The organism is Azospirillum thiophilum (assembly GCF_001305595.1).
Taxonomy (GTDB): Bacteria; Pseudomonadota; Alphaproteobacteria; order Azospirillales; family Azospirillaceae; genus Azospirillum; species Azospirillum thiophilum.
Genome location: NZ_CP012406.1, coordinates 327,413 through 339,873, shown reverse-complemented (window position 1 = coordinate 339,873; position 12,461 = coordinate 327,413). Strand labels below are relative to the sequence as shown.

The following is a 12,461-nucleotide window of genomic DNA, read 5'->3' as shown; positions in this document are numbered from 1 at the left end:
CGGCGGCCCGCCGCCACCATCTGCATAGGGAAACCACCATGACCAGCACCCAATCGGTGATTGGAACGAAGCTCTATGTCGGCACCAAGGCGGTGTCGCTGACCGGCGACAGCTATCTGCGCGTCGGCATCGTCGAGAATTTCGGCGAGTTCGGCGACGAAGCCGAGGTGATCAAGTTCAACGCGGCCGACGAAGGCAAGGTCTACAAGTCCAAGGGGATCGTGGACCCCGGCAGCATGAACATCATGCTGGCCGACCTTGAAGGCGACCCCGGCCGTGAGCGGCTGGAAGCCGCGATGGGCGACCCCAACGCCTACAACTTCAAGCTGGAAAAGGACGATGCGCCGCGCGACGAAGACGGCCTGATCGTCGGCACCCCCACGACCTTTTATTTCCGCTCCCTGGTCGTCAGTACCCGCCGCAGCGTCGGCGGCTCCTCCGATACCTGGAAGCGCAACCTGAAACTGGAGCTGACCGAGAGCTACCAGTCGGTGCCGGCGGCGGCCAGCACCTGACGCGCGCGGGGCATTCCCTGCGCCTGGGGCCGGTGGCGAGCCATGCCGCCGCCGGCCTTGTCCATGTCCCACCCTGACACCCGTTCCCATCCTGACCGAAGGATCTCCGACCGATGTCCACCGCTCCGATCTACGCCCGCGGCGTCGTCACCGTCATCATCAACGGCGACCCCGTCGAACTGCGCTGCACGCCGCGCGCCGCCGCCGCCATCAGCAAGGCCACCGGCGGCATTCAGAACGCGCTGAACTCCCTCATCTCCATCGACTATGCCGTGTTGCTGGTGACCTTCAGCGCCGCGTCCGGCAAGACCGGCGAGGCCGCCGAACAGGCGCTGTTCGACTACGGCATCACGCCCATGGCCCGCGTGCTCTACCAGTTCACCCTGATGCTGCTGAACGGCGGGCGGACGGAGGAGGAGCGCCGCGCCGACGCGGAGGCCGCCGCCCAGGGAAACGGCGAGGCGCCCGCCACGACCGCAAGAGAGGCCGCCGCTTCCTGACGGTCGAAGCCTATCTCGACGATCTGGTCGAGCGCGTGCTCGGGTGCAAGGACTGGCCCCCGGACGTCGTGCTGGACACGCCGATCCCGCTGCTGGAACTCGCCGTGAAGGGCACGGTGAAGTTCGTGATCGACACCTCGCCCTTCGCCAAGCGCGAACCGGACGATGACGATCCTCCGCCCGACCGGGCGGAAGCGGGTGAAGACATCGCCGCCTTCCTGATCAGCAAGATGAAGGGCAAAGCGCCTCCCTGACCGGATGGCGCCTTGCTTTGGGGAACCCATGGCTGAAGACCTTCCTGGCCTTTCCGTCCCTATCGAAGCCTCTACGGCCTTGCTGCGTCAGCAGATGGAGGCGGCGGTGCAGGTTGTCGGGGGCACGACCGACCGTATCGACCGCAACCTGTCGAAGGTCGACCGTGCCTTCGACAGGCTTGAGGCCGCGGCGCGCGGCGTCACCCGCACGGCGGGAGCGGTCAAAAAGGACTTGGATTCGGCTGCTGCCGGGGTCGGGTCGGCCGCTGAACGGATCAACCGTTCCGTCGGCATCATCGGGCAAGGCGGCAGCACCAAGTCCCGCGCTGCCGACATCGAGGCATGGGGCCGGGAACTGGACCGGCTGGAAGCCAAGTTCGACCCGGTCACCACGGCCACCAAGCGCTATGAGGCGGAGCTTGCCGATCTGGAAAACGCCCACCGCGGCGGGATCGTGGTGGGAGATGCCTACCAGCAGCAGCTTCAGCGCCTCGCCAACGAATACGATCCGGCGACCATTGCCGCCCGCAAGCTGCGCGAGGAAGCCGAGAAAGAGGCCGCAGCCTTCCGGGTGCTGGAAGACCGGCTGGACAGCCATGGGGCCGCCGCGCGCAAGGCAGCGGCCGATCAGGCCGATCTGGACGCAGCTCTGGCCGATGGGCGCATTTCCTACGACCGCTACACCGGCCTGTCGCGCGCTCTGCGCGAACAGAACGGCGTGACGCAGGTCGTTACCCAGAACACCAAGCTTGCCGCCCACGAAATCACCAACCTGAGCTATCAGCTTCAGGATGCGGCGGTGCAGCTCGCGGGCGGACAAAACCCGCTGCTGGTGTTGATGCAGCAGGGGCCGCAGGCGACCGGTGCCGTGGGTGGCGTCGGTCGTGCCATGGCGCTGCTGACGTCGCCGGCCGGTGTCGCCGCCATCGCCGTGGGATCGGTCGCGGCCGGTCTGGCCCTGGTGGTCGGCGCGGCGGAATCGCATCAGCGCGCCATGGCGGAGGTGTCCACCGCCACCCGGCTGATGGGTGACCGCGTCGGCATGTCGGCCGATCAGCTCGAGCGGCTGGCGGAGCGGGCGGCCGAAAGCGGCTCCATCACGGTGGCGGCAGCCCGCCAGCAGGAAGCCGCCTACATCCGCGCCGGCAACATCGGCACCGCGTCGATGGAAAAGCTGATCGCGCTGTCGCGCGATTATGCCGCCGCGATCAAACAGGACAGCGACGCCGCCCAGGCCGATCTGGCCGGCATGTTCGCCGATCCCGTCGCCGCCGCTGAGAAACTGCAATCCTCGTACGGCATCCTGAATGCCGCGGAGATGCAGCATGTCCGCCAGCTTAAGGCAACCGGGCAGGAAGAGGCCGCGCGCGTTCTCGTCGCCGACAAGCTGGCCGTGCGGGTGCGCGGGCTTGCCGATAACACCACCACCTTCGCCCAAGCCTGGGAGCGCGTGGGCCGGGCTGTATCCGGAGCCTTCGATGCGGTCGGCAAGGCGGCCTCACCGGAGACGAACGCCGAAGCCATCCGCCGGTTGGAGCGCGAGCGGCAGCAGCTCATTCAGGCGCGCAATCTGGACCGCTCCCGCATCGACGCCGAAACCGGCGGCACGGCGTCTGACGATGCCGTGCCCGTCGACAGCCGCTTCAGCGCCCCCGGCATGGGCGGCAACGGTTCCCAGCGTCTGCAACAGGTGGATGCCGAACTGAATCAGCGCCGCACCGCGGAGGCCCGTGCGCGCGAACAGGCCGCCATCAGGAAGAACAATCAGGACCGTGACCGCTTTGGGGTCGAGGCGGCGGAAATCACCCGCGCAGCCCGTCCGCTCGGCACCCAGATCGACGACGTCACTGAGAAGGTGACGAAGCTGCGTCGCGCCTTCGGACCGGACATGGTCGGGGCTTCGGACGAGACCAAGCGGGCGCTTGGCGGCTTCGAGGCGCAGCTTGCCGACCTGCGGGCGGCGGAGACGAAGGGCGTCGACGTCGACGCCTATAAGCGCCAGCAGCAGGCCGCCGCCGATGCGAAAGCCGCCACCATGGTAGGAGTGGCGCGCGAACGCTTCCTCGCCACCGAAGGCAAGCGCATCGAGCTGATCGGCACCGCCACCAGCGCCACCGAACGACAGACCCAGGTCGATCAGGCCGGCGCTGCGGTCACGAACAACCAGACGGCGGCGATTGCCCAGCAGAACGCCCAGACCGAAGCATCGATCCGCGGTGCGGTGGCATCGGCCGATGCCTACCGTGATTCGCTCGCCGCCGGCATTGAGGCCGATGCCCGCCGGCAGGCCCAGAGCGAGGCCATCACCTCCGCCGTCGACGTCGAGGCCCGCACCCGTCAGATCGTCGCAGAGAAGGCGGGCGAGGAAGCGGTGTCGCTGGCCCAGGCGACCAAACAGCTTGACCTTGAAGCGGAAGCGCAACAACAGGTGGTCGCTGCCACCGATGACGGCATCGCCGCCCGCATGGAGGCGGAACGGGTTGCCCAGGTGGCGAAGGCGACCTCCGCCGCCCTCGCTGCCGCCCAGGCGGCGGAAGCCACCGGTAACACCGAGCTTGCGAAGAAGCTCCGCGACTTGGCGGCCGGCTATGACGCCGCATCGAAGAAGGCGTCGTCACTGTCCAAGATCGACGCGCTGAAGCAATACAATCAGCAGCAGCGCGACGGGCTCGAGCTTCAGCAGGTCGAAGCATCGCTGACCGGTGCGTCGGCCGACAGCCGTGCCCGCTCATTGGCCCTCTATCAGGCCGAAGTCGCCATCCGACAGCAGGGCATCGACGTCAGCAAGGATCTGACGGAGGAAGAGCGCAGGACAGTCGAACAGACCCGCCAGCTTGCCGCCCAGACGGTCGATTGGAAGATTGCCACCGATCACGCCCAGGATGCATGGAAGGGCGTGGGTGAGGCCATTGACGATGCGGTCGTGCGCCCGCTCGAATCGGTTGTCGATGCGCTGGTGAAGGGACAGGGCGAGGCGCTGAAGCTGGGCGACATCCTGAAGGCTTCCGCGGCGTCGCTTGTCGGCAGCGGCTTCCAGATGGGGTTGATCAACCCGCTGAAGAACGAGCTGGGCTTCGAACACTCGGCCAGCCTATGGGACCTGCCCATGTTCGGAGGGTCCGGACAGCAACAGGTTATCCGCAATAAGGACGGCTCCACGTCCTTCGCCCCGGCCGTCCAGGGTGCCGGTGGATCGTGGCTGTCCCAACCGGTGTTCGGACAGGTCGAAGCGCCGTCCCCCAGCTTCGTCGGCCCCATGCCGGCCGCCGAAGGCATCGGCGGTTGGAATCCCAGTTGGGGGCAGGTTATCCAGGGGGTGGGCGGCATTGCCGGCGGCATCGCGACCGCGACGCAAAAAGGTGCGACCACCGGCCAGATGATCGGCGGCGGCCTCATGGGCGTTGGCGGTGCCGTCGCCATGATCCCCGGTGGCGTCACCCAGATAGTAGGCGGCGTGATGATGGCGGCTGGCGCGCTGCTGTCGGCGGTCAGCGGCGCAAAGGATCGTGGTGATAAATACAGCATCAGCCACATCACCCTGGGCGCCAATGGCAAATATGCTTTGGGCGCCTACGCCCAGGACAACGACGGTGATCCGACAAGATTCAATGCCGATGCGGTGAAAGTCGCCAAGGGTCTGAATGATATTTCGGCACGGCTGAATCTTACACCGAAGGCTGGTGACAGTTACATCGACACCAAGACTAAATCCGCCGAAGAAGCCGCGCTTGAGCTGTTGAAGGGGATGGAGTCGGCCGTTCCCGAGGTGGCTTACGCCCTCGCCCATGAAACCAGCCTCAGCCTTGAAGAGGCACTGGCTCATCTGGAATTCGCCAACAGCTTCGACCGTCAGATTGCTGGTTTGCGCAGTTCCATCAGCGATCTTTTCGAACAGTTCCAGTCGGGCGTGGATACCGCGAACACGTTCGGCAAGTCATTGCTGGACGTGATCGACACCGCCCAGACGGTATTTACGATCACCGCCGGATCGAAGCTGCCGGGTTTCGCAACGGGTACCCTGTCGGCTCCATCGGGCTGGGCTGTCGTTGGCGAAGAAGGGCCTGAAGTCGTCCGGCTGTCCGGCGGCGAACGGATTTGGAACGCCCGCGAAAGCGCCCAGATGATCGCCGGAATGGGGCAAGGTCGCGATGATACCCTGATCCATTTGCGCAGCACGGACGAACTATCGGCGGTCCGTCGTGCTCTGGGCATGCGGGGCCGGGTGAACCCGGCCACCGGGTTGCTCGGTTTCGACGATTCGGGCGACGGCGTCGGTTCGGACAACAGCCCCGGCGGCGAGCGCGACACGCCGGGCAGCGGCACGTCTCAGGGCGACACGGGCAGCGGCTACGGCGTAGACAGCAATGGGAACAGCAATGACTCCGGTGGCTTTTTCGGTGGCTTCGTTGACGCTATCGGAGAAGCGCTTGACGGCATCAACGAAGCATTGAGCGAGGCTGTAGGGCTCCCGGCCCACGAGACACAAGCCCTCGCCGGCATGGTTGGCGTCATCGGAACGGCGGCCATTGGCGGCATGCGGGAAGCTGCTGCGACCCTTGGCGGTTTCCTGGAGTCCACTTTTGGCGGTGACGCTCCTTCGGAGGCCGGTCCGGGTGATCCGGGCGGAACGGCGAGCGGGAACATCGACCCTGGCGTATTGGAGACGCTGACCCGCCTGCGCGACGTGATCGCCGCCGATCCGAATGGCGAGAAGGCCAACGCCCTCATTGGCGCGGCGGCTGTAGGAGGCCCGCGGAACGCCACTGTGGCGCAGATCGCGGACGCGCCGTGGAAAATCTTCTCAGGCTCGCAGGACGATCCGCTCGGGGCTCTGGCCGAGCTGGACACCGCGGCGCAGCAGCTGCTCGCCAGCACCGGGCAAATTCCTGACGTCCTTCAGCGCGCACTGGACGGCGCGAATGCCTATGCGGCCGAGCTGGGGATTGCGCCCGCGACCGCAGCCCGGCAGATGCAGGAGGAGCAGGCCCGCCAGAAGGCCGATGCGCTCCAGATACAGTTCGACGCCGTCGGTCTGGTCCGCAGTCGCGTGTCCGAACTGAACGACATCGTGGTCGGCCTCGGAAACAACACGTTCAGCCCGATAGGCAAGGACTTCGACCAGCTCGCCGCGGACATGAAGAAGGCGGCGGATGCTTATGTCGCCGCCGGGCAGGCCGTGCCCGATGGCCTGTTCGGTGCCATGCAGCAGATGGAGGCGCTTGGCGCGGTCAGGAAGCGCCTGCTGGACGAAGTGGCCGGCGTCACCGTCGAGACCAGCCCGGAAGAGCAGAGGCTCGAGCAGCTGCGCGGTCAGTGGTCCGCCACCGCCACCGATCTGGTCAAAGCCTTCGCTTCGGTCGGTATTGTCGGGGACGAGCTGGCGGCCAAGCTGAACCAGGGCTTCAACAACGCTCTGGGGAAGGAACAGTCGTCCTACAGCGACAGCCTGGACACGACCTTCCGGAAGTCGAAAGGGGAGGAAGGATACGACTCGGCCGTCAGCCTGATCGACGCCTACAAGACGAGCCTGAAGGACGTCACCGCCCTATGGCCGGAAGGCACCGCCCGCGCCGACCAGATGGCGAAGGTGATCGGCACCCTGGTTTCCGCCATGGAAGGGTTGGTCAAGTCGGGCTCCATCACCAGCACCAGCCTTCAGCAGGTGGTCAGCGATTTTGCCGACACTCCGGCAGTGGTCACCGCCGCCGCCGCCGCGCTGAAGCAGCTCAACGACGCTGCGGCTGAATCCACCCGGCAGTTCGATGCTGGCGTGACCGCACGGGCCTTCTCTGCGGTGGGCAATGACCGGGCTTCCCAGCTCATCAGCCTGGATGAACAGCAGAAGAAGGAGCTGAAGGCATCCCAGGACGGCGGCTATGATGTGTCCACCCTTGTGCAGGTGCAGGCATCCGAGCGGGCCACCAAGGCGTTCGAGTTGGCGAACGCCGACCTGCTGGGCGCTTACGATCAGCGGATCGCCGCCGAACAGGATCTGATCACGGGGCTTCAGGACGGCGCTGTGGCGGTCGCCAAGATTGCCGATCAGTTCCAAAAGGCACGCGACAGTCTCGCGATTTCAGACGACGCGCCGATCAGTCCGCAGGAACGGTTGGCGGAGGCCGCGCGCCAGTGGCGCACGGCCCTGACGACGTTGCGGTCGGACAGCGCAAGCAAGGACGAAAAGGATGCCGCCCGCTCCATCCTGACCCAGATCGGCCCGACCCTGGTCAGCATCGAAAAGACCAACTCCGCCGGCACCGCCCGCTCTTGGTACGACACGGTGATGGGGGTGTTTGCCGAGCTGGGCGACAAGACGGCGCTGGGGGTCGACACCGCCGATCAGCAGCTTGAGGCGGCGCAGGATGCGCTGAAGGAGCTGCAAAAGGGGCGGTCGGAGGCGGCCAACGCCAATCAGAAGACCTATGGCGCGCTGACCGACCTGAAGAGCATCGCGGACCAGAGCAAAGCCGAGATGCTGGCGGCGTTGAAGCCACTGGAACGTTTGACCGGCACATCGAGCACCGCGCCGCACTACTCGGCTCCCGCCCAGGTCCAGGCGGCATGGGATGGGCTGTCGACTCCGCAGCAATTCGGCATCGCCCGCTCCATGGGCTGGGGCGGCCAAGTTGACGATGCCTTCAACATCTGGTTGGCGTCCTCGCCCGACCGCGCGGCGGCCTTCGGGACCAACGTCACGTCGATTGCCGGCGGCGCGCGCTATGGCGCACCGGACGACGTCCAGCGTGCCTGGGAGGCCCTGACGGAGGCGCAGCAGCTCGCCGCCGTGCGCACCTCCGGGTACGAGGGTGGGATCGATGCCGGCTTGAACGCCTGGGTGCAACTCGGCCACGCCGCTGCATTCGAGGCGGCGGTGCGAGCCCAGGCGCACACCGCCCAAGTGCCCGGCTTCGCCAGTGGCGGCTTCCATGCCGGCGGCCTGCGAGTAGTCGGCGAACGAGGGGCGGAACTGGAAGCCACCGGCCCGGCCCGCATCTGGACCGCCGATCAGATCGCCACCGCCATGGCCGCCGCCCGTGGCGAGCTGGGCCCCTCCGTTGTCGGCTTCCTGCCGTCCGGATTGGGCGGCTCCAACGGCATGGCCGCCCTGGTCAAGGCCATGGCGGCGGTGGGCGGCAAGATCGACAGCCTGTCGGACAAGATCGAGGGGCTGGCCCGGACCGAGGTGCAGCAGCAGGCCAGTATCGCGGCCGACCTCGTCGACGGGCTGACCGGCATCAAGGGCGAGGTGCAGGACCTGCCTCGCCGCATCGCCGGAGCCATGTGATGAAAATTCGCCTCTATGAACTTGGGACCTATCACCGGCCCGACCAGCATCGCCATGTCTGGTACCTGTGCGCCGGGTCGAAGGGCTACCAGTCCCGCGCCGACGACACGCCCGCGTCGGTGACGTGGCTCCCGCTGGTCGGGCAATGGGCGTCCGTGCTGATCCAAGCGGCCGGCGCGGCCGGCGGCACCGCTCCCCAACGGGACGATCTTACCCTGATCAACGTGCGGGCGGCAGACACCCTGCCGCGCTGGGCCAACGTCTTCGACGCCACTGCGGGGGTCTGGCTACGCGTGCCGCTCGGTCTGCGTCCGCTGAACCCCTTGCTGACCGATTATGTCATCCAGACCATCACCGAAAAGGAGGTGGACGACGACGACGCCTACAGCACTGCGGTGATTGTCTGGACGGCGCGGGCCGGGCTGCCGGTGCCGGAACGTACCAGCATCAAGCTGCCGCTCTACGACCGCCAAACCGACTTCGACGAGCCGGTGCAGACCGATCGATACGCCGGGACCGGCGGCTATGAGGGGCCGGCAGAGATGAAGGACGTGCTGAAGGAGGTGCCCTTGGGGCATGTCCCGATGGCATCGCCCACGTATCTGGGCATCATCGGCGATCTGCACCGCTGGTCGGTCGGCGGCGGCAAGCCGGTGTTCGATGTGCCGCGCGGCTGGTCGCTCGGTGTGCCAGTGACGAAGACTGCCGGCACGCCGTCATCGTCACAATTCGCCGTCGATCTGGCGACCGGCTTCCTCACCACCGCAGTGAAGTTCGAAGACTTCCGGGTCGAGGTGAAGGGCCGCCTGTTCGGCGGTGTCTGGAAGCGCTACATCGGCGATCTGGCCGCTGCCCTCGCCCTGGAGGCCGGGATCGTCACCAGCGTCGACGCGTCGGGCATGGATGCCACCCCGCGCACGGTGGGGCTGTATCTGCCCTCCGGCGATGGCCGGTCGCATAAGGATGTGCTGGACAAGCTGGTTGGGTCGGTGGCGCGGGGCCGCTGGTATGTGGCCCTGTCGGACGGCTTGGTGATCACCCGGCTGCCGCGCGCCGATGCCGCTACGCCGGAGCGGGCGTACAGCACCGTCAGCGGCTCCACCCCTGGCCTGAAGCCGCTGACACGGACCAACACCCCGCCGGCAAAACAAACGATCCTGCGCTATGCGGAGAACCCCAACCCGGTAACGCAGACCGCCCCGGACGCCACCGATCCCGCCGACGTGGCGCTGTGGACGCAGACGTGGCGCGAGGTGGCCGGGGAAACCGATGACGCCATCGTGGCCGCCTATGGGGCCGGGGCGAAGGTTGCCACCATCGAGACGGCATTGACGCTTCCAGCCGATGCGGCGGCCGAGCTGCCGCATTGGGAGGTGGAAACCAAGTCGCCGCCGCAGCCCTACGAGCTGAAGGTGCGGGACGGAGCCCCCGGTCTGTGGATCGGCGACGCGGTGTTGGTGTTCGACGACGTCGCCGGCTTCGAGAGTGGCGGCCCGCTGGTGCTCTATGGCCGGACGAATCGGGATCGCGGCGGCGGCGCGACCCTCTATGGGGAGCGCTGACGATGGCCGGGTTCTTCACCGACATCAACGAGGTAGCGAACGAGGGGGATCAGAACCCCTGCGAGGTGACCAGCAATGCCGCTTTTGCCGGCACAGCGCCACTGACTTCGCTGCTGACCACGCCCCTGGAAGATCGGGCGGTGTCCACCCGGCTGGGTGCGGTCGACAATCCGGTCGTTATCGAATTCGAGTGGGAATATCTGATCGACCTCGCCTATGCCGGTCTATTGCACGTCAACTTGTGGCAGGAATCCTTCTGCCGCATGGAGGCGTTTGCCGATGCGGGCCGGACCGAGAAGGTCGCCGACACCCGCTACCCCAACGGCCGGGACCGCCGGGTGATTCCCGGCCTGTACGATCCCCGGACCCTTCAGCCCGGCCTGCCGAACTGGCTGCGCGGCGGGCTGCGGAACAAGGACTTCAGGCTCTACACCACGAATATCCACGCCAACGTCAGCTTGTGCCGCGCCCGCGTCGTCCGCTGGTCGCTATGGGGCGGTGCCTACCAGCCGGATGGGACGGACGACACGGTTTACCGGGTCGGGCTGGGCTGGGCTGGTGACGGGCTGACGATCACCCGGCATGCCCCCGGTTCGGGCGACGGAGTAAAGACGAACACGGAGCTGACGGAGACGCCCGGCGGCGGCACCTGGGCGGAGCCGGGCATTCGCAAGCGGACGGCGACCATCGACCTCGCCCAGGTCAATGAAGGGGTGCGGGACAAGCTCTTCGACGCCGCCCACCGGGCCGGCAATGAAAAGCCCATCGTCTGGCTACCCGACGTCACCAGTCCGGAAAAATGCTTCCGCTATGGCGGACTGTTCCGGCGGGTGGGCGACCACGCCCATAAGTACATCCCGCCGCAGTTTGCCTCGACGACGATTGATCTTGTGGAGTGGCGAGAATGAGCATGCTTTCCGAAGCCTTGGCTCGTCTGAGGCAATACAATCTGAATCCGTTCAAGATCGACACCAATCCTTTCGGTCTGACCGGAACCGGTGGCACGGACACGAACCTGGAACCGATGCTGGCGGACGTCGCCACCGTTGGGACAGAGTTGCAGACTGCACTCGGTACGACGGCGGCAGGGCTGTCGGCGGTGCTGATGGCGTGGGACGTTGGCACCGCCGTTGGCGATCCGGGGGCGGGAAAGATGCGGGCCAGCAGCCCGAACCCTGCCACCGGCAGCTACAGCTTGGTTCTGTCGACCACCGATGCGGATGGGGTGAGCATCGCCGCGGTGCTGACTGAACTGGGCGCGTCCAGCTCCATGACCAAGGCTCGTGCGAGGGTGGTAAAAGTGGGCGACCGGTCGACTTATGTTGATCTGCTAGTGACGGGCGTCGCGGTGGCCGCCGGGTATCAGGTGGTCGCGGTGACCTGCATCGGCGGTCCCGGTGGTTTTGCCACCGGGGATGCAGTTGCGATGGGGTGGGTAAGGACCGGTGACAAGGGCGATACAGGCGCTGCCGGTGCGCAGGGTGCCGGCCCAGTCTACTACTCCACCCCGACCGCCGGCACTGCGAATGCCCAGACCCTGTCAGGCCCGTTGGCGTCGCTGGCCGGCAACCCGAGCATCGAATGGATCGCAGGTGCCACGAACGGCTCTATGTCTCGCACTAACGCCTGCCTCCAATCCGCCGACTTTTCCACGACCTGGGCGACATTCGGCGGGGCGGCGGTCACGGCCAACACCGCGACCGCACCGGATGGCACCACGAATGCTGACATGATCAGCGGTGGCACCGGGGCGGGCGTCAACCAGTCGATCAGCGTTACCGCCGACACCACGACCCGCGTGTATTCGACCTTCCTGAAGGCCGGCACTTCGTCCGCTTGCCGCATCCAGCTTAATCACGGCTCTGCGCAATGCGGCCTGAACGTCAACCTGAGTGCCGGCACAATCAGCACTTGGTTCGGCTCCCCGGTCGCGTCCAGCATCGACCCGATCCCCGGTGGCTTTTATCGGGTGTCCGTCGCAATTGCCAACAACAGTGGCACCACCATCGTGCCGCACGTCTTCCCGGTCCAGGGATCAGGCAGTGGCACCGTCTATGCCTGGGGCGCACAGGTCGAAACCGGTAGCGTGCCCACCGCCTACATCCCCACCACTATCGGCTCTGTCACGGTAACGGATGGGTACATGACGCTGGCTGTGGGATCGACGCAGGCCCGGCCGCTGCTGGACTATGCCGGTAAGGCCCCCGCCGCCGGGGCCGTCACCTATGGTCGCAAGTATGTTGTGACTTACGACGGAGCCTACTGGCGGCTTGCCGGTGGCGGTGCCGGTGCCTCGTCTGTGAACCTTGCCGCGACCCATGCGGCCCTCTTCTCGATCTGAATTG

7 protein-coding genes are annotated in these 12,461 nt (G+C 66.5%); all 7 read left to right on the top strand.

Features of this window, described 5'->3' with window-relative positions; genetic code table 11:
• Positions 1–38: 38 nt before the first annotated feature.
• The gene (locus AL072_RS29835; protein WP_045585102.1) at positions 39–515 is read left to right on the top strand and encodes a hypothetical protein; all 477 of its coding nucleotides are present in this window, start codon (positions 39–41) and stop codon (positions 513–515) included.
• A gap of 113 nt (positions 516–628) precedes the next feature.
• Positions 629–1,015 carry a hypothetical protein gene (locus AL072_RS29830; RefSeq protein WP_045585101.1) on the top strand — a complete coding sequence of 129 codons (387 nt, stop codon included), beginning with the start codon at positions 629–631 and terminating at the stop codon, positions 1,013–1,015.
• Between the two features lie 35 nt (positions 1,016–1,050).
• Entirely contained in the window at positions 1,051–1,269 is a 219-nt protein-coding gene (locus AL072_RS29825; protein WP_045585100.1) for a hypothetical protein, read from the top strand.
• 28 nt (positions 1,270–1,297) lie between these two features.
• Positions 1,298–8,554, top strand: coding sequence for a phage tail length tape measure family protein (locus AL072_RS29820; RefSeq protein ID WP_158511106.1), 7,257 nt, complete (start codon positions 1,298–1,300; stop codon positions 8,552–8,554).
• The gene (locus AL072_RS29815) at positions 8,554–10,116 is read left to right on the top strand and encodes a hypothetical protein (RefSeq protein WP_045585098.1); all 1,563 of its coding nucleotides are present in this window, start codon (positions 8,554–8,556) and stop codon (positions 10,114–10,116) included. Before AL072_RS29820 ends, AL072_RS29815 begins: the two co-directional genes overlap by 1 nt.
• A gap of 2 nt (positions 10,117–10,118) precedes the next feature.
• Positions 10,119–11,024: a hypothetical protein gene (locus AL072_RS29810; RefSeq protein WP_045585097.1), complete on the top strand. Its 906-nt coding sequence runs from the start codon at positions 10,119–10,121 to the stop codon at positions 11,022–11,024.
• Positions 11,021–12,457 carry a phage head spike fiber domain-containing protein gene (locus tag AL072_RS29805; RefSeq protein ID WP_144428416.1) on the top strand — a complete coding sequence of 479 codons (1,437 nt, stop codon included), beginning with the start codon at positions 11,021–11,023 and terminating at the stop codon, positions 12,455–12,457. The genes AL072_RS29810 and AL072_RS29805 overlap by 4 nt, the downstream gene beginning before the upstream one ends.
• The last annotated feature ends 4 nt before the right edge of the window (positions 12,458–12,461 follow it).

What these genes read in the sequence shown, in the direction of transcription:
- AL072_RS29835 (WP_045585102.1), top strand. Translation starts at nt 39, where the DNA reads ATGACCAGCACCCAATCGGTGATTGGAACGAAGCTCTATGTCGGCACC.
- AL072_RS29830 (WP_045585101.1), top strand. Translation starts at nt 629, where the DNA reads ATGTCCACCGCTCCGATCTACGCCCGCGGCGTCGTCACCGTCATCATC.
- AL072_RS29820 (WP_158511106.1), top strand. Translation starts at nt 1,298, where the DNA reads ATGGCTGAAGACCTTCCTGGCCTTTCCGTCCCTATCGAAGCCTCTACG.
- AL072_RS29815 (WP_045585098.1), top strand. Translation starts at nt 8,554, where the DNA reads ATGAAAATTCGCCTCTATGAACTTGGGACCTATCACCGGCCCGACCAG.
- AL072_RS29810 (WP_045585097.1), top strand. Translation starts at nt 10,119, where the DNA reads ATGGCCGGGTTCTTCACCGACATCAACGAGGTAGCGAACGAGGGGGAT.
- AL072_RS29805 (WP_144428416.1), top strand. Translation starts at nt 11,021, where the DNA reads ATGAGCATGCTTTCCGAAGCCTTGGCTCGTCTGAGGCAATACAATCTG.